The 20742-nt window shown below is 67.6% G+C and carries 21 protein-coding genes; 16 read left to right on the top strand and 5 right to left on the bottom strand.

Going from position 1 to position 20742, the window contains the following annotated elements; genetic code table 11:
• Nucleotides 1-17 precede the first annotated feature (17 nt).
• From NUT86_RS33000 to NUT86_RS32990, 3 genes are read right to left on the bottom strand one after another with little or no spacing between them, the layout of a single operon-like run.
• Nucleotides 18-935, bottom strand: coding sequence for a metal ABC transporter permease (locus NUT86_RS33000; RefSeq protein ID WP_446750843.1), 918 nt, complete (start codon nucleotides 933-935; stop codon nucleotides 18-20).
• Between the two features lie 11 nt (nucleotides 936-946).
• Complete coding sequence (locus NUT86_RS32995; protein WP_446750842.1) at nucleotides 947-1846, bottom strand: metal ABC transporter ATP-binding protein; 900 nt, start codon at nucleotides 1844-1846, stop codon at nucleotides 947-949.
• A complete protein-coding gene (locus tag NUT86_RS32990; RefSeq protein ID WP_274738957.1) occupies nucleotides 1846-2781 on the bottom strand; it encodes a metal ABC transporter solute-binding protein, Zn/Mn family in 936 nt (311 codons plus the stop codon). The genes NUT86_RS32995 and NUT86_RS32990 overlap by 1 nt, the downstream gene beginning before the upstream one ends.
• 174 nt (nucleotides 2782-2955) lie before the next feature.
• Here NUT86_RS32990 and NUT86_RS32985 point away from each other — a divergent pair, with 174 nt between their 5' ends.
• The 11 genes from NUT86_RS32985 to NUT86_RS32930 all read left to right on the top strand — a co-directional run bounded on the left by NUT86_RS32985 (nucleotide 2956) and on the right by NUT86_RS32930 (nucleotide 13671).
• Nucleotides 2956-3336 carry a hypothetical protein gene (locus NUT86_RS32985; protein WP_274738955.1) on the top strand — a complete coding sequence of 127 codons (381 nt, stop codon included), beginning with the start codon at nucleotides 2956-2958 and terminating at the stop codon, nucleotides 3334-3336.
• Nucleotides 3336-3737: a hypothetical protein gene (locus NUT86_RS32980; protein ID WP_274738953.1), complete on the top strand. Its 402-nt coding sequence runs from the start codon at nucleotides 3336-3338 to the stop codon at nucleotides 3735-3737. The genes NUT86_RS32985 and NUT86_RS32980 overlap by 1 nt, the downstream gene beginning before the upstream one ends.
• 20 nt (nucleotides 3738-3757) lie before the next feature.
• The gene (locus tag NUT86_RS32975; RefSeq protein ID WP_274738951.1) at nucleotides 3758-4540 is read left to right on the top strand and encodes a GTP-binding protein; all 783 of its coding nucleotides are present in this window, start codon (nucleotides 3758-3760) and stop codon (nucleotides 4538-4540) included.
• Nucleotides 4541-5190: 650 nt separating this feature from the next.
• Nucleotides 5191-7014 carry a glycoside hydrolase family 15 protein gene (locus NUT86_RS32970; protein ID WP_274738949.1) on the top strand — a complete coding sequence of 608 codons (1824 nt, stop codon included), beginning with the start codon at nucleotides 5191-5193 and terminating at the stop codon, nucleotides 7012-7014.
• 546 nt (nucleotides 7015-7560) lie between these two features.
• Nucleotides 7561-7779 (top strand): ferredoxin, encoded by a 219-nt coding sequence (locus tag NUT86_RS32960; protein WP_086715462.1) that lies wholly within the window; start codon nucleotides 7561-7563, stop codon nucleotides 7777-7779.
• Entirely contained in the window at nucleotides 7776-9179 is a 1404-nt protein-coding gene (locus NUT86_RS32955) for an NAD(P)/FAD-dependent oxidoreductase (protein WP_274740701.1), read from the top strand. The genes NUT86_RS32960 and NUT86_RS32955 overlap by 4 nt, the downstream gene beginning before the upstream one ends.
• A 62-nt stretch (nucleotides 9180-9241) precedes the next feature.
• The gene (locus NUT86_RS32950; RefSeq protein WP_274738947.1) at nucleotides 9242-10513 is read left to right on the top strand and encodes a cytochrome P450; all 1272 of its coding nucleotides are present in this window, start codon (nucleotides 9242-9244) and stop codon (nucleotides 10511-10513) included.
• Between the two features lie 23 nt (nucleotides 10514-10536).
• Entirely contained in the window at nucleotides 10537-11583 is a 1047-nt protein-coding gene (locus NUT86_RS32945; protein WP_274738945.1) for an NAD(P)-dependent alcohol dehydrogenase, read from the top strand.
• Nucleotides 11580-12584, top strand: coding sequence for a diacylglycerol/lipid kinase family protein (locus tag NUT86_RS32940; protein WP_342456267.1), 1005 nt, complete (start codon nucleotides 11580-11582; stop codon nucleotides 12582-12584). Before NUT86_RS32945 ends, NUT86_RS32940 begins: the two co-directional genes overlap by 4 nt.
• Nucleotides 12481-12948: a DUF6207 family protein gene (locus tag NUT86_RS40735; RefSeq protein WP_446750841.1), complete on the top strand. Its 468-nt coding sequence runs from the start codon at nucleotides 12481-12483 to the stop codon at nucleotides 12946-12948. Before NUT86_RS32940 ends, NUT86_RS40735 begins: the two co-directional genes overlap by 104 nt.
• Nucleotides 12949-13017: 69 nt before the next feature.
• Complete coding sequence (locus NUT86_RS32930) at nucleotides 13018-13671, top strand: HNH endonuclease family protein (RefSeq protein WP_274738943.1); 654 nt, start codon at nucleotides 13018-13020, stop codon at nucleotides 13669-13671.
• Nucleotides 13672-14038: 367 nt separating this feature from the next.
• On the opposite strand, the gene NUT86_RS32920 is transcribed toward NUT86_RS32930, so the two are convergent.
• Both NUT86_RS32920 and NUT86_RS32915 read right to left on the bottom strand, forming a co-directional pair.
• Nucleotides 14039-15049 carry an aldo/keto reductase gene (locus NUT86_RS32920; protein WP_274738941.1) on the bottom strand — a complete coding sequence of 337 codons (1011 nt, stop codon included), beginning with the start codon at nucleotides 15047-15049 and terminating at the stop codon, nucleotides 14039-14041.
• 551 nt (nucleotides 15050-15600) lie between these two features.
• Nucleotides 15601-15834 (bottom strand): DUF6207 family protein, encoded by a 234-nt coding sequence (locus tag NUT86_RS32915; protein ID WP_129293638.1) that lies wholly within the window; start codon nucleotides 15832-15834, stop codon nucleotides 15601-15603.
• A 201-nt stretch (nucleotides 15835-16035) separates the two neighbouring features.
• Between NUT86_RS32915 and NUT86_RS32910 the strand changes: the two genes are divergently transcribed.
• The 5 genes from NUT86_RS32910 to NUT86_RS32890 all read left to right on the top strand — a co-directional run bounded on the left by NUT86_RS32910 (nucleotide 16036) and on the right by NUT86_RS32890 (nucleotide 20443).
• Nucleotides 16036-16740 carry an HNH endonuclease family protein gene (locus NUT86_RS32910; RefSeq protein ID WP_274738937.1) on the top strand — a complete coding sequence of 235 codons (705 nt, stop codon included), beginning with the start codon at nucleotides 16036-16038 and terminating at the stop codon, nucleotides 16738-16740.
• 234 nt (nucleotides 16741-16974) lie between these two features.
• On the top strand, nucleotides 16975-17607 hold the full coding sequence (locus NUT86_RS32905) for a GmrSD restriction endonuclease domain-containing protein (RefSeq protein ID WP_274738935.1): 633 nt from the start codon (nucleotides 16975-16977) through the stop codon (nucleotides 17605-17607).
• 843 nt (nucleotides 17608-18450) lie between these two features.
• Complete coding sequence (locus NUT86_RS32900; RefSeq protein WP_274738933.1) at nucleotides 18451-19374, top strand: NucA/NucB deoxyribonuclease domain-containing protein; 924 nt, start codon at nucleotides 18451-18453, stop codon at nucleotides 19372-19374.
• A gap of 74 nt (nucleotides 19375-19448) precedes the next feature.
• Nucleotides 19449-20048 carry a hypothetical protein gene (locus NUT86_RS32895; protein ID WP_274738931.1) on the top strand — a complete coding sequence of 200 codons (600 nt, stop codon included), beginning with the start codon at nucleotides 19449-19451 and terminating at the stop codon, nucleotides 20046-20048.
• A 71-nt stretch (nucleotides 20049-20119) separates the two neighbouring features.
• Complete coding sequence (locus NUT86_RS32890) at nucleotides 20120-20443, top strand: RNaseH domain-containing protein (protein ID WP_274738929.1); 324 nt, start codon at nucleotides 20120-20122, stop codon at nucleotides 20441-20443.
• Nucleotides 20444-20742 lie beyond the last annotated feature (299 nt).

Genomic DNA, 20742 nt, shown 5'->3' with positions numbered 1-20742 from the left:
CGTCGGTACCGGCTTCTTCAAGTGTGCGTCCGTACGGGGTCACCGGGCGAGCCGAGCGCGGTCCGTGGTGCCCGCTGCGTACGCCGCGCCTCCACCAGCCGGCACCCGAGGTAGATCACGAACGCCAGGGTGGTGACATAGGGGCTGATGGGGATGGTGCTGCCGAGCGCGAGCAGGATGCCGCCTTCCATAGCGCACAGCGCGAAGACGACGCTCAGCACCGGCAGCAGCACGGGGGAGGCGGTGATCCGGGCCGCGGCGGCCGCGGGTGTGACCAGGAGCGCGAGCACCAGCAATGCCCCGACGATCTGTACGCACAGTGCCACCGCGAGGCCCAGGACCAGCATGAACGTCAGGGACAGCGTCCGTACGGGCACACCGCGGGCCTCGGCCACCTCCGGATCGACGCTGGCGAAGGTCAGCGGCTTCCAGACGACGGCGAGCGCGACAAGCACCACCACCGACGTGCCGACGAGCCAGGCCATCTGCGGGGTGTCGACCGCGATGATCTGGCCGGTCAGGAGGCCGAACTTGTTCGCCGCCCGGCCCTTGTAGAGGGAAAGAAACAGCACCCCGAGGCCGAGCCCGAACGGCATGATGATGCCGATCACCGAATTGCGGTCGCGGGCGCGGACCCCCAGGACGCCGATCGCTGCGGCTGCCAGCAGGGACCCGGCGATGGACCCGGCGACGATGTTCACCCCGAGCAGCAGCGCGGCCGAGGCCCCGGCGAACGAGAGTTCACTGATGCCGTGCACCGCGAACGGCAGATCCCGCATGATCACGAACACCCCGGCCAGCCCGCCGACCAGGCCGAGCAGCACCCCGGCGATCAGGGAATTCTGCACCAGGCCGAGCAGCTCTCCGTAGTTGTCGAAGTTGAAGATCTGATGCCAGATGCTGGTGTCTTCCCCGGCGTCGGCGAGGAGCCGCAACCCGAGCCCGGTCACAGGCTTTCTCCCCCGTGCGCCCCGTGTGCCCCGTCGGCGTGGGTGTGGCCGGTGCCGGCTTCGGGAACCCCGGCCACCACGATCCGGCCCCTGACACGGACGACATCGACCTGTGTGCCGTACAGCTCCGACAGGGTCGTGGAGGTCATCACCTCGTCCGGCGGCCCGACACGGTGCCCGCCCCGTGCCAGATAGAGCACGCGGTCCACCAGGCCCAGGACGGGGTTGATCTCGTGCGTGACGAAGACGACGGCGGTCCCGGCGCTGCGGCGCCGCTCTTCCACCAGGCCGGTGAGGCTGTGCTGGTGGTGCAGGTCGAGGGAGAGCAGCGGTTCGTCGCAGAGCAGGATCCTCGGGTCGGTGGCGAGCGCCTGCGCGATGCGGATGCGCTGCTGCTCGCCGCCGGAGAGCCTTCCGAGGGGAACGTCCGCGTAGGGCGTCGCACCGACCGAATCCAGCAGGTCGTCCACCCGGTGGCGGACCGCGCGGCGGCCGAGTGGCAGCCCCCAGCGGTGGCCGTCGAGTCCCAGGCGCACCAGATCGCGGGCGCGCAGCAGCGCGTGTGCGGGCTGGAACGTCTGCTGGGGCACATATCCGATGTGCCGGCCGCCACGGCGCGGGGCGTGCCCGAGGACGGTCAGCACACCCTCGCTGAGCTGCTGCCGGCCGAGCAGCACCCGCAGCAGGCTGGTCTTGCCCGATCCGTTCGGTCCTACGACGGCGATGAACTCACCAGGGCGGACATCGAGATCGAGCCCTCGCCACAGGACGCGTCCGCCGTACGCCAGTGCCGCGCCACGCAAGCTGATCACGGGCCCGGCCGCCGGATCCTCGCGCCCTCGCCCGGTCGCTCCGCGCGGCCCGGGATGCGGCGATACCGCCTCGGTGCGGTCCATCACGTGCCCAATGTGTGCTTCAGGGCGGCGACGTTGGCCGTCATCCAGCTGATGTAGTCCTGCCCGCGGGGCAGCGTCTCGGTCACCGGGACCACCGGGATCCGGTTGTCCTCGGCTGCCTTCTTGACCTGCTCCGTCTCGGGGCTGGAGGTCTGCTGGTTGTAGACCAGTGCCCTGACCTGTTTACGGGTGAACAGGTCAAGGGTCTGCCGCAGGCTCTGCGGGGAGACATCGCTGCCCTCTTCGACGGCCTCGCTGAAGTCCGCTGGCGTCTTGTTCCGCAGTCCGCTCGCCTCGGTCAGATACAGCGGCACCGGCTCGGTGACCGCCACCGGGCTGCCCCCATGAGCCTCCTTGATCCCCCGTTCCTGCTCTTCGAGGCGGGTCAATTTCTCTTTGAAGGTCTTGGCGTTGTGGCGGAACGCGTCGGCCTCGGCGGGGGCGGTCTTGGCCAGAGCGGCAGCGATCCGGTCGGCCAGTTTCCCCATCGCGGGGAAGTCGTACCAGACGTGTTCGTTGAGCTGGGCACCCGTCTTCGGTGCCCTCCCTGAGACCTGTACGGCAGCGATGACGGTGGGCGAGGAGTTCTTGGCGCTGTCCAGCATCCGGCCGACGAAGTCGTCATACCCGCCGCCGTTCTCCACGACGACCTTCGCTTTCGACAGCGCCAGCCGGTTCTGCGTACTGGCCTCGTACGAGTGCGGGTCCTGCGCCGGGTCGCTGATGATCGACACGACCTTGACCCGGTCGCCGCCGATCTGCTCGACGATGTCCCCGTAGACGTTTGTCGAGGCGACGACCGGAATGGCCGACGAGCGGGCGCCGTCCCGGGAGCCGCCGGGCGCATCGGCGCCCGCGGCACCGCCGCAGCCGCCGACCAACCCGAGCGCCAGAACCATGAGCAGCGCCGGGCCACGGATCGAGGACAGCCGCATCGCGGCCTCCCGAGCAAACAGAAACGGAAACGGTAATCACTTCATTATCAGCCCGAACCTTGTAGACCCTCCACCGGAGCAAGGGAGGGAGCGGCGCCCCCTGGGGCCCGCCGGAGCCAGAAGCCATGGCGTGATATAAAAATGGAAACCATTTTCAATAGAGGGGGGGTCGGCATGACCGACGTGACCCACGGCAGTGGGAACCGCCCCTTCACCCTGGTCGCATGTACGAACTGCCGGGACGCCGTGGACAGCCAGGTGATGGACCGCCTGCGCAATGCCGTCCGCAGTTGCCACCACGGAGTCATGGTCGCGACCGGATGCCTGGGGCGGCTCCTGGACTGCCACTCCACCAGCGAGCTGTACGCCGCCGTACAACCGTGCGCAGTAGACCGCCGACCCATGGGCACCCCGGTGCTTCTGGGCCCGATCGCCACCGAAGCCGACGCCGAGTCGGTCGGCGCCTGGCTGCTGGCCGGGATGCCGGGCGACGGCATGCTGCGCGTCGGCTTGCGCGAAGCACCTACACCCCGGCGCCTCCCGCACCTCAACTGATGAACTCCACCATGCCCAAGGGCCTGTTGAGCGTGGTCATCGGCAACACCCCTGACGCACGCGGCGCAGTGGTGAACCACGCGATGCATCTTTCCCCCCGCGCCGTGGTCCTGACCGTCTCGATCCACAACACGACGGGTGAGGAGTACCCGACCGTCCAACGCTTCGTGGCCGGAAATGATCCGCGTCTGCACGAAACCGCACCTCTGAGCGCGACCGGCGATCCGGCGATCATCCTCCGCCAGGACCTCCTCTCCCTCAAACGCACCGCAGGAAAGCCCCACGTCATCCTCGCCCTACCGACGGAGCTTGATGCCCTCCCGTTCCTTGTGGAGTTGTGGCGCAAACGGATCGGGAGCAGCTCATTGGGGGACCATTACGAACCGGCCCCACCCTCGTAGGGGTCGATCCGGCGTCCTTCATGGCGGACATCGACTGCGTCCACCGGACCGTGCACCTGTGGAATGGAAGTTCTCGCAACGACCCACTGACACCCGCAGAGATCGCCGCCCGTCAAATCGAGGCGGCGCACGCGCTGGTCTTTCCCGGGCAGGTGAGCAACGACGGGCACCGCAGGGACGATGTTGCTGCGCTGGCCAGTCAACTCAACAGCGACGCTCTGCTCGTGCGGCCCACGGGCCCCGACGAAACGGAGATGGAGCTGCCGCCGTCCCTCATCCAGCCGGCAGCCTGTGGGATCGCCGACGAGTGGCGGGCCCAGCTGGAGCCCGTGACCGTGCCGCGCTCACGCCGAGACAGTGACCACGGGGTCAATTCCGTACTGTGGCGGGCCCGCCGCCCGCTGCACCCGGAGCGGCTGGCAGACGCACTCGGCACCGTGATGTGCGGCGTGGTTCGCAGCCGCGGGCATCTGTGGCTGTCCAGCCGCCCCGATTCCGTCGTGACCTGGCGCTCGGCCGGGCCGCACCTGGAACTTCGCGAAGCAGGCTCCTGGCTGAAAGCAGGCGCCCAGCACGCTTGGGATGCCGTCTCGCCACAACGGCGCACGCTCGCCTCATGGTTCTGGCACGACTACTACGGCGAGCGACGCAACGAGATCACCTTCACCGGCATAGATCTCGACGCGCAACGAATCCGTTCCACCCTTGCAGCCGCGCTGCTCACCGACGCAGAACTGTCACTGGGCCGGGACGGCCGGACCTCCACCCCCGATCCGCTACTGAGTGACGGAGATCCGCCCTGATCACGCGGGTGTGTGTACCGGGTTGGGCGGCGCCGTGGCTGCGACCACCGCCCAACCCGGAGGCATCACTGGATTCCCCCGCAGCAAACGGATCGATGAACGAACGATCTTCATCAACCGCCGCGGGACAGAGAGCCAGCCTCTGGACACACGGAGCCTACATGAAAACGACTCCCATTACCGAATTATGCGGCGTCACAATGCACGGCGCCGCCCCGTCCGCCGGTAGTGCCAAATCCTCAGCAGACAAGAGAGATCAGCAGCGCGGAGCCACCCTTCTTGACGCGGCGGGATGAAGGATTGCGATGCCGGGTGCGAGCCAGCTCCGTGCAGTTCGATCTTGCGTTTTCAGTGCCGGCTGGGATTCCCACAACGGCTGGGACCGGCCAGGGCGCAAAAGACACCTGCTCCTGCGTTTGCAGGACACTGGAGGTACATGGACGTGGTTGCCCCGCGACCCTCGATGCGAGGCACCGAAGCGTAAGGCCGCAACCGATCCGCGGCGGGCCCTCGACTTCGCAATCATGGATGCCGCGGTCGAGGGGTGCCGCGATGCCCACCGCGAACTGACCGAGCAGGTCCAATCTCCACCGGATGGTGCGATCACAAGCGCCCGAGCAAGAGAGGCGGGAGCAAAGGGAGGTGCTGCGATGACTGGAGCACCGGCACAGCACAAGTCCGCCCGGTATCTACCGATCGCTGAGCACGGCTTGATCGGGAATCTGCGCACGGTGGCGCTGGTGGGCACCGACGGCACCATCGACTGGTACTGCTGCCCCTCCTTCGACACCCCGAGCGTCTTCGCAGCCCTCCTGGACGCGGACCGGGGCGGGGCATTCGAGCTGGCTGCCACCGTGCCGGCCAGCACCAAACAGTTCTACTTCCCGGACACCAATGTGCTGATCACCCGCTTCTTCACCGAGGACGGGCTCGGGGAGATCCAGGACTTCATGCCCGTGGCGGACTCCGGCGCATCCGACCGCGACCGGCTGATCCGGCGGGTGGTGTGCATCCGCGGAACCATCCCGTTCCGGGCTCGGGTGGCCCCCCGGTTCGGCTACGGCGCCCACCCGCACACCGTACGGCTGCTGGACCGGGCCGCCCTGTTCGCCTCCGAGGAGCTGTCGCTGACGCTGACTGCCACGGTGCCGCTGGAGTACGACGAAAAGGACGTGTGGACGGAGTTCGAACTCTCCCAGGGCGACACGACGGTCTTCGCCCTGGAGCAGGTCAGCAGCGAGGCTCCACCGCGCCGCTGCCCGCGCGCCGAGGCCGAGCGGGAGTTCACCGCCACGGTCGCCTTCTGGCGGCGCTGGCTGAACCAGTCCCGCTACCGCGGCCGATGGCGGGAGATGGTGCACCGCTCCGCCCTCACCCTCAAGCTGCTCACCTACGCCCCCACCGGCGCGATCGTGGCAGCCCCCACCACCAGCCTGCCCGAGCAGATCGGCGGCGGCCGCAACTGGGACTACCGCTACGTGTGGGTGCGCGACGCCGCGTTCGCCGTCTACGCCCTGCTCAGGCTCGGCTTCACCGAGGAGGCAGAGGCGTTCATGGGCTTCCTCACCCGCTACACCGACCGGCGCGGCAACGGATCGTCCGGCCCGTTGCAGGTCATGTACGGCATCGACGGACGCACCGAGTTGCCCGAACGCGAGCTGTCCCACCTGGAGGGTTACCGGGGCTCGGCGCCCGTGCGGGTCGGCAACGGCGCGGCCACCCAGCTGCAGCTCGACATCTACGGCGCCCTGCTCGACTCCGTCTATCTGTACGACAAGTGGTGCCGGCCCATCTCCAGCGGCCACTGGCGCGCGGTGTGCGCACTGGTGGACTGGGTCTGTGAGCACTGGGACCAGCCGGACGAGGGTGTGTGGGAGACCCGTGGCGGGCGCAAGAAGTTCCTGTATTCCCACCTGATGTGCTGGGTGGCCATCGATCGCGCCATCCGCATCGCCCGGCACCGCAGCCTCCCCGCCGAGCTCGGCCGCTGGGGGCCGGTCCGGGACGCGATCTATTGGCGGATCATGGACAAGGGCTGGTCGCCCGCCCGGCAGGCGTTCGTCCAGCACGAGGACGGCGATGTGCTGGACGCCGCGGTGCTGATGATGCCGCTGACCAAGTTCGTCTCTCCCAGCGACCCCGTATGGCTGTCGACCCTTGACACCCTTGGTGACGAACTGGTCTCCGACTCCCTGGTCTGGCGCTACGACCCCAAGGCCAGCCCGGACGGTCTGGAAGGTGAGGAGGGCACCTTCTCCATCTGTTCCTTCTGGTACGTCGAGGCCCTCACACGCGCCGGGCGCCTGAACGAAGCCCGCCTGGCCTTCGAGAAGATGCTCACCTACGCCAACCACCTCGGCCTGTACGCGGAAGAGATCAGCCACACCGGAGAGCAACAGGGCAATTTCCCCCAGGCTTTCACCCACCTTGCCCTGATCAGCGCCGCCTTCAATCTCGACCGCGCCCTGGGGTGACCTGCCACGCTCCGCATCCTTGCCATTACGCGAGGTCGGCTAGGCTCTGGAACTGCTCTGGGGCGCCGCGGCGGTCAACGCCTGGAGCCGGGCGGCGGTGCTGTCCTGGCTCGGCTGGGGTGGTGCGCCGAGTAACAGCGGCTTCAGCCGGCTGTGTCTACCTGGCCGTATTGCCTCCACGAACGCTCGTGATCACGGTGGCCGCTCCCATGCGGGCAGGGACTCCGGAAGCCCCCGGACCTGCACGAACCGGTCAGTGATCGAGAACTACAGCTGCCCTGAGAGGGGTTTCCGTAACAGCGCATTTGCGGTCGTCGGAAGACGGGGTGACCATTTTTTTAGGGGGTATCGGCCGGGTAAAGCTTGATGCCGACGCCATCGGATGTGTACCGCGACCTTCAGATCGTGACGCGCACCAGCAGTAAGCGTCACCGCGAAGCTACCGCCGCGGCGAAGAAGCCCGAACATGCAGGTGCTCAGCCGGTGGCGTCGGCGGGGGCGACGGGCGGGCTGTCCAGCTGGGCGGCGATCGGAAGGAGTCTGCCCATGCGAATCGCCGTGGATCTGAATCGATGTCAGGGATACGCACAATGCGTGTATTTGGCGCACAAGGACTTCAGATTGACCGGCCAAGAGGCACTCACCTACGAGCCGAACCCCGATGACGAGCGGCGCCTGCAGGTTGAGCGAGCCGCTGCGGCGTGTCCGGTGCAGGCGATCTTGATCGACCGCTTGGACGGCGCGAAGGGGAGCGCGACGTCATGACCGTGCCGGCAACGGTCGCAGAGCTGGTGCGCCAGTTCAGAGCCAACGGCCGGATCGTCATCGTCGGTGCGTCCCTGGCCGGACTGCGAGCCGCCGAAGCCCTGCGTGAGGAGGGCTTCACCGGGTCTTTGACCATCATCGGGGACGAGCCATACGAGCCCTACGACCGTCCCCCGCTGTCCAAACAGGTGCTCAAAGGCTGGGTACCGGCCGACCACACCAAGCTGCCCCGCCTGCGAGAAGTGAATGCGCAGTGGCGGCTCGGGGCGACCGCCACCGGGTTGGACCGGGCCGCCAAGCAGGTGCGCCTGGCCGACGGCGAGCAGATCCCGTACGACCGGTTGTTGATCGCCACGGGCACCCGGGCGCGACAGTGGCCGAACCCGGACGAGGCCGCCCTGGACGGGGTCTACTCGCTGCGCTCGCGTGATGATGCCGCACAGCTGCAAAAGGCGCTGGCCGCGCCGCCGTCGCGGGTCATGGTCATCGGCGCCGGGTTCATCGGCTCGGAAGTGGCCTCGGTCTGCCGGGAACTCGATCTCCCGGTGACCGTCGTCGAGCGGGGCTCGGCACCGCTGGTCGGCGCGCTCGGCGGGGTGATCGGTGAGATCGCCGCGGAGATCCAGCGCGACCACGGCGTGGACCTGCGCTGCGGGCTGGGCGTGGCGTCACTGGAGGGCGACTCCGGCGGACACGTGCGGCGTGCTCATCTCTCGGACGGAACCACCATCGACGCCGACGTGGTGGTGGCCTCGCTGGGGTCGATCCGCAACGTGGAATGGCTGGAGGGCGCCGGGCTGGCGTCCGGTTTCTGGGGCGTCGGTTGCGACGCCGGCGGTCGCGCCTTCGACATCAACGGCGTGGTCACCGACAGCATCTACGTGGCAGGGGACGTGGCGCGCTCGCCCCACGTGCTGTACGAGTACCAGTTCCTCGCGATGGAGCACTGGGACAACGCCGTTCTCGGCGCCGAGGCCGCGGCCCACAACATGGTGAACCTCGAGCCCCACTATCGCCCGCATCTGCTGCTGCCCGGCTTCTGGTCCGGTCAGTTCGGCCTCAACATCAAGTCCGTCGGCGTGCCACCGTTCGGCGACGAGATCGTCTTCACCCAGGGGTCCGTCAAAGAGCGCCGCTTCGCCGCCGCCTACGGTCGCCGGGGCCGCATCGTCGCCGCCGTCACGTTCGATCACGGCAAGTGGCTGGAGTACTACGGGAAGCTGATCGAGCAATCGGGGCCGTTCCCGCCTCCGCCGCCGGGCTGGGACCAGCCCCCCGACATGAAGCCGATTCCGGCCGAGTTCCCGCAACCCGGCGTCCCGACGGCGATCCCCGACGTCGTCCTGACCGGCCACGACCCGAGCGAGCGGGGGGCCGAGTTCCGGCCGCGCCCTCGTTGACGCGCCCGCCGGTTCGGGCGGTGCAAGCGGACAGCATCGACAGGAAGAAGGAGGGAAGCCTCGTGGTCGAGGAAACCCCCTGGCAGCAGGCCCTCCGCTACGCCAACCGCGCCAATCCGTACCCGTTCTACGAGGAACTCCGCAAGACACCAGTGGCGCGGCAGCCGGACGGCACCTACGTCGTCAGCACCTACCAAGAGATCGTCACGCTGCTGCACGACCCCCGGATCAGTTCGGATGTCAGGAAGCTCCCCGACCCGGTTGCGACCCTGGCCGAAGGCTCGGCAGAGGCGGAGGCCGAGCCGATCACGGAGACGGTCATCTTGGAGCCGAACATCATCACCCAGGATCCACCCGAGCACGATCGAGATCGCCGGATGATGACGCCGCATTTCGTCGGCCCACCCCATTCCCCCCACCTGATCTCCGACCTGGAACCCGAGATCCGCCGCATCGTGGACGGCCTCCTGGACAACATGCAGGGCAAGACCCGAATCGATGCCGTCGACGAGTTCGCCTACCCCCTGCCGGTGACCGTGATCTGCAAGGTCCTGGGCGTGCCACTGGAAGACGAGCCACGCTTCCACAGCTGGATCGAGACAGCACTGGACGCCTTGGATTTCGGCCCCGAGGCTGCCTCCGAGGAGATCCAGAGCCGACTGGCCGGGGGGCGCCAGGCCGTGAAGGAGTTCGGGGAGTTCGCAGCTGAGCTGCTCGACCGGTACGCCCAGCAGCCCGGCCCGGGCATGCTCTCGGCGATGGTGAACGAGGACGGCCCGGAGGGAAGGATGTCCAAGGGCGTGCTCGTGAGCAATGCCTTGCTCCTGATCTTCGCCGGGCATGAAACCACGGTCAATCTCATCGCCCACAGCGTGCTCACCTTGCTGCGGCACCCCGACGCGCTCGAGAAGCTGCGCCGCCGGCCCGAGCTGATCGTGCCCGGGGCCGAGGAGTTGCTGCGCTTCGAGTCGTCGGTCCAGTTCTGGCACACCCGCTCCGCCCTGGAAGACATCGACATCGCAGGCACCACCATCCCGAAGGGAGCGCCGATCTTCCTGGCATACGGCTCGGCGAACCGCGACCCGAAGCGGTTCGCCAACCCCGACGAGCTTGACCTCGAACGCCGGGACAACCAGCACCTCGGGTTCAGCCAGGGCATCCACTTCTGCTTCGGCGCTCCGCTCGCGCGGCTCGAGGTCCAGGTCGCGGTCGGCGAGTTCCTCCGACGGGTGGAAAACCCCCGGCTCGTGGAGGACCCCCCGCCGTACCGCCACAACCAGATTTTCCGCGGCCCGCGCCACGTCCTGGTCGACATCGACGGGATCCGCGACTGACTCGGTATGCATGAAGGATCGCTATGCGGGCTTTTCAACTCGTCGGATGGCAGCAACCGCCCGAGCTGCGCGAGGTTCCGGCGCCCGAGCCCGGGCCGGGACAGGTCCTGGTGAAGGTCGGGGGTGCCGGCGCGTGCCACTCAGATCTGCACATCATGGAGGCACCCGGACCACCACCCGGATTCGCCACGGAACTGCCCTTCACACTCGGCCATGAGAATGCGGGATGGGTGGAAAGGCCGGGGCCGGGTGTCACCGGGTTCGCGCCCGGAGACCCTGTGATGGTCTACGGCCCCTGGGGCTGCGGGATGTGCGCCAACTGCCGCGAGGGCAGGGAGAACTACTGCCAGAAGGTCAGCGGTCAGGGCGGGGGCCTGGGAGGCGGTCACGACGGCGGAATGGCCGAGTACCTGCTGGTCCCGACGGCGCGATTCCTGATTCCGCTGGGCACCCTCGACCCCCGCCAGGCCGCCCCGCTCACCGACGCGGGACTGACCAGCTATCACGCCGTCAAGCGATCGGTGCACCTGCTGGGGCCGGGCTCGACCGCGGTAGTGATCGGGGCGGGCGGTCTGGGCCAGATGGCCATCCAGATGGTGCGAGCGCTCAGCGCGGCGACCACCGTCGTCGCCGTGGACACCGACGCCGGCAAGCTGGAAACCGCCAAGCACATGGGCGCGGACGAGGCGCTACTCTCGGGCGAGGAAGCGGTCACACGCATCAAGGACATGACGGGGCAACAGGGCGCTCAGCTCGTGCTCGACATGGTCGGCATCGACCCGACTCTGCGCATGGCGGCCCAGGTGGCCAGGGTGCTCGGCCACCTGACCATCGTCGGTCTCGGCGGCGGAGCCCTGCCCGTCAACTTCTCAAACCCGCCGCACGAGTGCTCGGTCGCCTCGCCCTACTGGGGCTCCCTTCCCGAACTGATGGAAGTGATCACCCTCGCCCAGCAGCAAAAAATCAAGATACTGCTCGAGCACTTCCCCTTGGAACGCGCCAACGAGGCATACCAGCTCCTGCACGACGGCAAGATCCAAGGACGCGCCGTCATCACCCCCCACCCATGAGTACTGTCATGACCGAGAACACGTTCCGACCGGTGACCGCTGCACGGCGGCCGTATCTGATCGTGAATCCCCGTTCGGGAGGTGGAAAAGCGAGCCGGTTCCGGATAGCGGAAAAAGCCCGTGCGTTGGGGGCTCAGGTTCTCCTGCTCGATCCTTCCCGGCCCCAGGACCTCGCTACTGTCGCCCGGCGCGCGGTGTATGACGGTGCGGATCTGCTGGGGGTGGCCGCCGGAGACGGCACGCAGGCTCTTGTCGCCGGCGTGGCCGCGAAGAACGGTGTTCCCTTCGTGGTCATTCCGGCCGGTACCCGCAACCACTTCGCGATGGACCTCGGCCTGGACCGTGACGACCCTTCGGCCGCACTGGAGGCCCTCACGGACGGCGTCGAACTGCGCGTGGACCTCGGGTTCGCAGGCGAGCGGGTGTTCGTCAACAACGTGTCGTTCGGTGCCTATGCCGCCCTGGTACAGGACCCGGCCTATCGGGAGGACAAGGTCGGCACGACGGTGCGGATCCTCCCGGAATTCCTCGCCCGCCACAAGGGCCCGGAGCTGGTGGTACGGGCCGGGCTGCTCACTGTGGACCGGCCTGATGCCGTGCTGGTGAGCAACAACCCCTACCGGGCCGATGACCCGGCCGGGCTCGGCAAGCGTGCGCAACTGGACTCCGGGCTCCTGGGGGTACTGGCCGCCAGGGCGGAGACACCCGCCGAGACCGCCGCCCGGCTGCGAGATGGGCAGACGCACGGCCTGACCAATCTGGCCACCTCTGAAGAGGTCGTCGTCGAAGCCGACCTCCCGTTCATCCCCGTCGGGCTGGACGGCGAAGCCGTCAACCTGCCAACTCCCGTGCGGTGCCGGATCAGTCCCGGGACGCTACGGGTACGGGTCCCCCGCCATCGGCCGGGCGTCACGCCCGCCGAACGGCCGCCGGGCCGGGGCGCCATCCGCCGGGTGGCCTCGGCTGTCGGGCGAGCGGTTCACGCCCGTCATACCGGCTGACGGAAGCCGAACCGGGCAGAGCGCGGACTTCCACCGAACGGATAAACACCACACACCGCTATCTGGCCACACTGCTCGGGCTGAAGAGCACCTGAGCGAGCCGGGCCTGGTAGTCATCGACATCACCGCGGCCGACGTAGCGACTGCCACCGAAGCCGCGGCGGCACTTGGCGAGCTATGGCTCTCCAGCGGCCCGTCCGCCCCTGGCACACCCCCGGCCAAGCCGGCGTCACCGTCCGCGGCCATGCCGACCTGCGACGCGCACCCCTACCAGCGGCAATTGCCCCGGCACCGGTTGAACGACGGTGACGAGAGGAGTTCGCGTAGTTCCACGGGGCTGGTTTCGCCGCCCCGGTACGACTAGCCACTCCCCCGAGTGACCACCATCCCTGTTCCCGGGCGGCGACCGACGCTATGGCGCTATCAACAGATCATGATCAAGAAGACTGTCCGCGCCTTCGCGGCCGCGGCCCTCGCCCTGCTGCCCCTCACCACCGCCACCACCGCCGCTCATGCGGCCGAGACTCTCAGCCTGCACGACGGTATCGAAGCCCTCCCCCAGGCCGCCGAGTCCCGCGACGGCTACGAGCGCACCAAGTTCAAGCACTGGATCGACGAGGACAAGGACGGCTGCAGCACCCGCAACGAGGTCCTCCTCGCCGAAGCCGTCACCCAGCCCATCATCGGAGCCGGCTGCAAAATCACCGGCGGCACCTGGCGCTCCTACTACGACGACACGACCGTCCAGGGGCCGTCCGGCCTGGACATCGACCATATGGTGCCGCTGGCTGAAGCCTGGGACTCCGGCGCCTCCCAGTGGACCGCAGCCCGGCGCCAGGCTTACGCCAACGACCTCGGCGCCGAACGCTCCCTGGTCGCAGTCACTGCCAAGAGCAATCGCTCCAAAGCAGACCAGGACCCCGCCCAGTGGATGCCGCCGGCCATCGACGCCCAGTGCACCTACCTGTCCGACTGGGTGAGCACCAAGCTCCGCTGGTCGCTGACCGTCGACCGCGCTGAGCGCGACACCCTGCGCCAGCTCGCCGCCGGCTGCGAGAGCACCGACGTGGACTTCGAGCGGGTGTAGCCAACGCATCCGGTCCTGCTGGGATTCATCCCAGCTGTTTGCTCACGGGGCCAGCAGCATGGGCAGAGGACGCGTTCGCGGCCCAGCCCCTTGAGCGGGACGCAGCGGTGCGCCGCAGGCACGGGCCTGCGGCGCGCCAGGGGTGGCCGGTGAGCGGCACAGCTCACCGGCCGGTTCAGGCCGGTCAGTGACCGCGGCGTCCCAGCTTTCGGCATCGACGATGCGACGGTGATCGTTGCGCAGGGCGGCGGTGTCGCCGGTGTTGTCCCAGACGTAGGCGCGGCGGTCCTGGTAGACGTCCCGGCGGTTGTCATGGCCGTTGCCGGTGTGGACACGGACCTGGCTCTGGCCCCGGCGGTAGCCCGAACTACCGGGAGCCCGCCACAGGCTGCGGCTTGTAGAAGGACTCCTCCAGGTAGGCGGCCTCGTGCGGCTGGTAGGGCTCCTCCAAGTAGGCGGCCTCGTCTTCATCGAGTTCGACGTCCACCGCGGCGACCGCGTCGGCCAGCTGGGCCGGCTTGGTGACCCCGACGATGGGCGAGGTCACCACCGGGTTGCGCATGACCCAGGCCAGGGCGACCTGAGCCGGGGACAGACCCCGCCTGCCCGCGATCTCGTGGACGCGCTCGGCCACTGCCTGGTCCCCGTCGCGGTAGAGGATCTTGCCGCCCTCGTCGGTCTCGGCACGCGCCGTGGTGGTGTCCCGGGCCCGCGTCAGCCTGCCCCGCGCCAGCGGGCTCCACGGGATCACGCCGATGCCCTGGTCGGCGCAGAGCGGGAGCATCTCCCGCTCTGCTTCTCGGTGGATGAGGTTGTAGTGGTCCTGCATCGACACGAACCGGGTCCAGCCGTTCAGGTCAGCCAGGTACAGGGCCTTGGCGAACTGCCAGGCGTGCATGGAAGAGGCTCCGATGTAGCGGACCTTCCCGGACTTGACCGCGTCGTGCAGCGCCTCGAGGGTTTCCTCGATCGGGGTGTCGTAGTCCCAGCGGTGGATCTGGTACAGGTCGATGTAGTCGGTCCCCAGTCGCTTCAGGGAGGCGTCGAGCTCGGCGAAGATCGCCTTGCGGGACAGCCCGGCGCCGTTCGGGCCGGGGCGCATCCGCATCCAGACCTTGGTGGAGAGAACGACCTCCTCGCGCCGGGTGAAGTCCTTGACCGCCTGGCCGACGATCTCCTCGCTGCTTCCGGCGCTGTACCCATTGGCCGTGTCGAGGAAGTTGACGCCGCCCTCGAGGGCCTGCTTGATGATGTCCCGGCTGGCGTCCGCGCCCAGCGACCAGGGCTCGCCGCCCCGGTCCGGCTCGCCGAAGCTCATGCAGCCGAGAGTGATGGCGGAGACTTCCAGTCCGGTCGTTCCGAGTTTGATGTATCGCACGCTTCCGAAGCTAGGAGTTGGAGTGCGCTCTAACGCAATACGTCTCGGTCCGGAATTCGGAGGCGTGGGGCATGCGCGCCCTGTCAGGTTTCGACCGTTCCGGCCAGACGTACAGAGAACCCAGTGGTAGCGAGTAACAAACTGTCAATTCTCGGCGAGCGCGTGGGACACTACTCAGCCCCCCGACGGCAAAACCGCCCTCGCGGGTCCGTCGCCACGACCGATCATCACTCGACCACTAAGAGATTCCGCTGGTCCGGGCGACGGTATCGCGGCGCTCGCGACGGCGCCCCTACCCGCGGGATCTCTTAGTCGCATGTCCTGTGCGTAGAACTCCAGCATCTGTCGCGGACTCTTCACCACGAACCCACCCCCTAACATCAGGGCCTCGGATCCTCGGGTTCCCGCTGAGCACCCTTCAGTTTCGCGTACTCGTGGGAGTCTGGCGGTATGACCTCAAATCGAGAAAACCCGACCGTGCAGACGACGGCCGCCACGGGCCCCGGCTGGTGACTCACACCCTGCGCTTCAGTACCCCCGCACCCCGTGGTTCAGCAGGTGCCGGGGTCAAAGCTGCCGCCGGTCAGGGGTGGGCGGCGCAGGTCGGCGTAGGCGCGGACGGTTACGCCGGCCTGGCCGGGGGTGTGCCAGGGGGCGGAGGGCCCGCTGGAGAGCCATAGCCCGCCGAGCGCAGCCGCTGCCTGGGTAGCGGTCTCTTCGTCGGCCGCGGTGATGTCCACGACGACAAGTCCTGGCTCCCTGAGGTGCTCTTCGTAGATCTTCATGGCCTCACAGACGCGATGCCCGAGTGGGCAGTTCGTCTGAGACGCAGAAGTCACCCGGTTGTGGGAGGCATGACGGACGACAACCGCACAGGGAGGCGCATTGGGCCGGCTGCCGCGATCACTGGGTTCACTGGTTGACGTGCCCTGGTGCGGTGGGTAGACCCATGGAGTCTGACATCACCCCACCCGACAGGGAGCCTTATGTACCGCACGCGCCGCTTGGCGGTCCTCGCCTGTCCCCTCCTGCTGCTTTCCGCGGCCGCGTGCACTCCCGCGACTCATGAGGACGCGAAGCCGTCGGCTGAGCCGAGCGCGACTTCCTCCGAGGGCACGAAGGGCACCCTGCACCTGACGGATGCGATGGGCCGGCTGACGGTGGCCCGCGAATCCCGGACCGGATACGAGCGGGACAAGTTCCGTCTGTGGACCGACGCGGACCACGACGGCTGCGACACCCGCAAGGAGGTCCTGCTGGCCGAGGCGGTCAAGAAGCCCCGCCAGGGCAAGAGCTGCCGTCTGACCGGCGGCACCTGGCGCTCCTACTACGACGACCGCACTGTTACCGATGCCCGCAAGCTCGACATCGACCACGTCGTCCCCCTCGCCGAAGCCTGGGACTCCGGCGCCTCGAAATGGACCGCGCAGCGCCGCGAGCAGTACGCGAACGACCTGGGGGCCGACCGCAGCCTCGTCGCCGTCAGCTTGGGCCCCAACCGCACCAAGGGCGACAAGGACCCCGCCGAGTGGATGCCACCCGCCAAGGACGCCACCTGCACCTACGCCACCGACTGGGTCACCGCGAAACTCCGCTGGAAGCTGACCGTCGACCCCACCGAAGCCAGGGCCCTGCGGACGATCGCGGCCGGCTGCCCGGATGCGACGGTGACGTTCACGCCGGCACCGTAGCCTCACCGAACCGATCGCCCCTGCCACAGACCATGGGCCCGGTAGCCCGCCCCGAAGCTCCCCGAGCATCCCAAGAGGCTTTTGGTAAGGCGTCTGGCTGGTGGTGCGATCGTCCAATGCATAGGTAATGAGAGGGGAATGATGCTGTCATGTTCGGTCAACGCGCGTAGCACGCGGCGTCGCCTCGCGGTTTGCTGAAGCGTCTCTCCAACCCCCACACTTTTGGAGACCTTCATGCGCCGTGCCGTCCTCGGCTCCGCTGCCGCAGCCCTTGCCTTCGTCGGCCTGACCGCGGCTCCCGCGCTCGCCGAACCGCCCGCCCCGCCCAGCCAGTCGGCCGCCCGCGCCGAACTCGCAGCCCTCACCGTCGCCGCCCCGCACTCCATGGACGGCTACGCCCGCGACAAGTTCGACATCTGGGCCAAGCAGCCCGACGGCTGCACCACCCGCCAGGACGTCCTCGCCCGCGACGGCAAAGACGTCATCGACGGGTCCGACAAGTGCCAGCCGACCAGTGGCAAGTGGCACTCCGTCTACGACGACACCACCGTCACCAACGTCGCCCAGGCCACCATCGACCACATGGTCCCCCTCGCCGAAGCCTGGCGCTCCGGCGCCGACACCTGGACCGCTGACCAACGCAAAGCCTTCGGCAACGACCTCAAAGACCCCCAGCTCGTCGTCGCCTCCGAATCCTCCAACAGCTCCAAGAGCGACAGCGGCCCGGCCGACTGGAAGCCGGCCAACCACGCCTTCTGGTGCACCTACGCCGAGGACTACACCCACGTGAAGTCCGTCTTCAAACTCACCACCACCGACAGCGAGAAGACCGCCCTGTCCTCCATGCTCGACACCTGCACCAACTAACCCGCGCGGCCAACGTGCCTGCGCGTTTTGATTGTGATGCGCGGGGCACACGCACTGCAGTCCCCGGCTGGTCACCCCCGTCCAGCCGGGGACTTGTGTTCCGCGTTGGCTGGTCAGGTCGTGGCGTTCGTTGTCGGCAGCGGCCGTCTCGCGGTGCGACTGCCTGAGTCCGTGGCGCTTGGTGTTGTCATGGCGAGAGGTGCGGTGTCGTGCAGCGGTCAAGACCAGGGCCAGCCCCAACAGATCCTGCCGCCCCGACGGCGATGTCGTCGAGGAAGAGCATGCGGTTCCGAAAAGACAGCTTGCCGGGCCCGCTGTGGCGAGCCTTGCGGACTAGGTAATTCCACCCTGAAGAATGTTTTGGTGGTCAAGTCGCCGCGCCGAGCCTTCAGCGCGCAACGGGCTTTCGTCTGTAAGTGGCTGGCTGCCGACTGGAATTGGCCTTTCGAGCTTCCCTTATTCCTGGTGAGATTGCGCCGACGAAGTGTGCGGCATCGCGCACCATCGCCAACTCAACCCAGGGGGAATGTTTTGAAATTGCAGAAAATGCTCATGTCCGCTGCCTTAGCTGTTGGCGCTCTCGTCACACTCACGGCAGGTCCCGCGGTTCCCGAACCGGCGGCAATGTCACAGGAAATCCAGTCTCACGCTTTGAGCGCGAGTGGCCCAGGGGCTGAACCTGCTGTAAAGCCTGCACCAATACTTGGCCCGTCCGAGACCTGCTCTACTCCGAAAGCAACGGGCAAGGGGGTGTGCCTGAGAACGGGCGCAGTCGGCGCGCAGGCGACGATGTTTCGCGGACGATCCGCGCCTCAGGCGGGGGTGAAGCCACCGCAGTGGTGTGTGAACGCCCGTGGTCAGATCCTCGGAAAGCGCGAGGAGGTGTGCTGGATCTCCGGGCTGTCCTACCAGACTTTCCGCGTGGTCAACGGCCGCCGACAGGTGACAGGCTCGGCCGATATGAACGTCATCAACTACAGCTATGGTGATTCCGGAATGCCCCGATGGGGCTACCAGATTGAAGTCTCTGCCTACCGTGGCTGGGGAGATGCTCTGAAGGCATCTATCAGCGGGAAGGCAACGAAGGACGGTGCTTGCAAGGTCCACAAGTCGGCCTTTCCTTCCAGGAAATTGGCTCCGCTGAGTTCCTGGAAGCTGGGGGAGTCTTTCTTCGACACCACGGCAACGCGCTCCGGCGCTATTGGCCGCTGCGCCACCACGTGGACGCTGTCCGTGACAAATGGGACCTACGGAACGTCGAAATCCTCCTTCAAGCTCAACGAGTTCCGCTGCGACAACGCAACGGCCGGTAGGGCCACGGTCGGATGTGTTGTCCCGTGGTACGCCTCACCGCTCATCTACAGCAAGAGCAGGGCACCGCAACTGGCATCGCACATCACTCGTGCTCAGCGCTCCGGTCTGCCGGGAGCTACCTTCAAAAGTCCCCTGACCCGGACGACGAACGCGGCCACCATGAAACGCAACCGTGACCTGGCCTGTCCCAGGGACGAGTCACGGCCTCAGGGGAAGAGCTGTGACGAGTACCCGGTGGCCACGTCGAAGGAGGGCCTGTCCGCCGGCGGTCAGCGTCGCACCTTCCCGGGATGCTCCATACCCACAGTGCCCTCACGCACGGGGGCGAAGGGGGCAAGCGCCTGCATGATCAGTGTTTCCGATCAGAACTACCAGGGCGGCATGAACAGCAGCTTCTACAAGGCCGAGCGGATGCTGGACGGAGATCCCTACCGGGTGTTGATCGGCGACTGACCGCTCATGGAGGGGGCGCTGCGGGATTCTCCGTAGTGCCTCCTCCATTCCTGCGCCCGGGTAGCCTCATACACGTGACCACATCGTCAGTCATGTTCGTCAACGAAGGCATCTTCGGCGTCTCGGACGACGCCCAGGTGCCCATGGAAACGGTTCGATGGTCGAACGGCCTCGCCGCTCCGATGGACCACGGAGCGTGGATCCTCACCGGCATCAACACCGGACATGTGCGCGTGAAGGCCCAGTGCCTCGATGCCGCACCGTCCGTGGAGGCGGCCGACTGGGAAGAGATCGTAGAGATCAGCGTGCGGTCGGTCGCCGGCGATCTGTGCATCAACTCCGGTTACGACATCACGCCCGATGACCTTCCCGCGCTCAACCCCCAAGGACCGGGCTGGTATCGCATGCGCGTCCACGCCTCGGGGCGCTCGATCAACCCGGACGGGGTCAGCGAAGAGCCTGTCGAGGACTACCTCATCGCCGTCTGGCCACAAGAGCCGGCGAAGTCCGTCGTCATCCGCTCCAGCAAGATGATCGACGAGGCACTTCGGGCCAACGCCGACACAACACCCGACGACATTTCACACGCGCCCCCGGAGCCGGACGACACAGCCGAAAGAGACCGGAGGGCCGACGTACGAGCACGACTTCTGCGGTCACTGCAGGACGACTGAACCACGTGTGTCGCGCCGTTCTCCTGCGGCTTCCCTGACGAGAATTCCTGGCTCGCTGTCCACCGACCGCATTGTCGGCCCTGGACATCCCGGGGCCGTCAGCAGCCCTTACGCCCTGTCGGCGGGCACCTGCGTTCCTCCTTCAACGCAAGGACTGGCACAGCTTCACCGCCGCCCAGATCGCCGTCCCCCACGCAGGAGAGAGGGATCCACAACGCCTCGCCGCTCTCGCCGCCCAGTTGTGGCACCAGCCCCTGGCCTGGGACGCGCGCACCCGCCACCCGTTCCCGCTGCATGTTGCCGGCGCCATGGACCGCGCCCACCCCGAGTACCGCGGCCCCAGCATCGAGCCCACCGTCACGCCCGAGCCCGACGAAACACAGGACGACGTCTAGAACACCGACTCCGGCTGTCAGCAGGTGCGTTCCGTATAGAAGGACTGCCCGGTGTGCCCAGCTACGCCGTCCGGCCTGTTACGTCGGCGGTGATCTATCGAGCTGAAGGGTCGCAGGGGTGGGGCCGTGCGCCTGGGGCCGTGCGCCTGGGGCCGAGGATCGTACGAAATCCAGGAAATCCCGGTCCACTATGCCGTCAGGCCTCACGGATGCCCCTATTACGCAGCTTGGAACTTGGATCCGACCAGGTGGAAGACTTCTCGGAAGGCGGTTTCGCCAAGCCGAGGATGGCGTCGCCG

Origin of the sequence: Streptomyces sp. G7(2002) (assembly GCF_028870195.1) — a bacterium.
GTDB lineage: Bacteria > Actinomycetota > Actinomycetes > Streptomycetales > Streptomycetaceae > Streptomyces > Streptomyces nigrescens.
Note: the sequence above shows the minus strand (reverse complement) of the source record. Positions and strands in the feature narration are given on the sequence as shown.

Coding starts and splice junctions, on each gene's coding strand:
- NUT86_RS32995 (WP_446750842.1), bottom strand. CDS start 1,846: ATGGACCGCACCGAGGCGGTATCGCCGCATCCCGGGCCGCGCGGAGCG.
- NUT86_RS32990 (WP_274738957.1), bottom strand. CDS start 2,781: ATGCGGCTGTCCTCGATCCGTGGCCCGGCGCTGCTCATGGTTCTGGCG.
- NUT86_RS32985 (WP_274738955.1), top strand. CDS start 2,956: ATGACCGACGTGACCCACGGCAGTGGGAACCGCCCCTTCACCCTGGTC.
- NUT86_RS32980 (WP_274738953.1), top strand. CDS start 3,336: ATGAACTCCACCATGCCCAAGGGCCTGTTGAGCGTGGTCATCGGCAAC.
- NUT86_RS32975 (WP_274738951.1), top strand. CDS start 3,758: ATGGCGGACATCGACTGCGTCCACCGGACCGTGCACCTGTGGAATGGA.
- NUT86_RS32970 (WP_274738949.1), top strand. CDS start 5,191: ATGACTGGAGCACCGGCACAGCACAAGTCCGCCCGGTATCTACCGATC.
- NUT86_RS32960 (WP_086715462.1), top strand. CDS start 7,561: ATGCGAATCGCCGTGGATCTGAATCGATGTCAGGGATACGCACAATGC.
- NUT86_RS32955 (WP_274740701.1), top strand. CDS start 7,776: ATGACCGTGCCGGCAACGGTCGCAGAGCTGGTGCGCCAGTTCAGAGCC.
- NUT86_RS32945 (WP_274738945.1), top strand. CDS start 10,537: ATGCGGGCTTTTCAACTCGTCGGATGGCAGCAACCGCCCGAGCTGCGC.
- NUT86_RS32940 (WP_342456267.1), top strand. CDS start 11,580: ATGAGTACTGTCATGACCGAGAACACGTTCCGACCGGTGACCGCTGCA.
- NUT86_RS32930 (WP_274738943.1), top strand. CDS start 13,018: ATGATCAAGAAGACTGTCCGCGCCTTCGCGGCCGCGGCCCTCGCCCTG.
- NUT86_RS32915 (WP_129293638.1), bottom strand. CDS start 15,834: ATGAAGATCTACGAAGAGCACCTCAGGGAGCCAGGACTTGTCGTCGTG.
- NUT86_RS32910 (WP_274738937.1), top strand. CDS start 16,036: ATGTACCGCACGCGCCGCTTGGCGGTCCTCGCCTGTCCCCTCCTGCTG.
- NUT86_RS32905 (WP_274738935.1), top strand. CDS start 16,975: ATGCGCCGTGCCGTCCTCGGCTCCGCTGCCGCAGCCCTTGCCTTCGTC.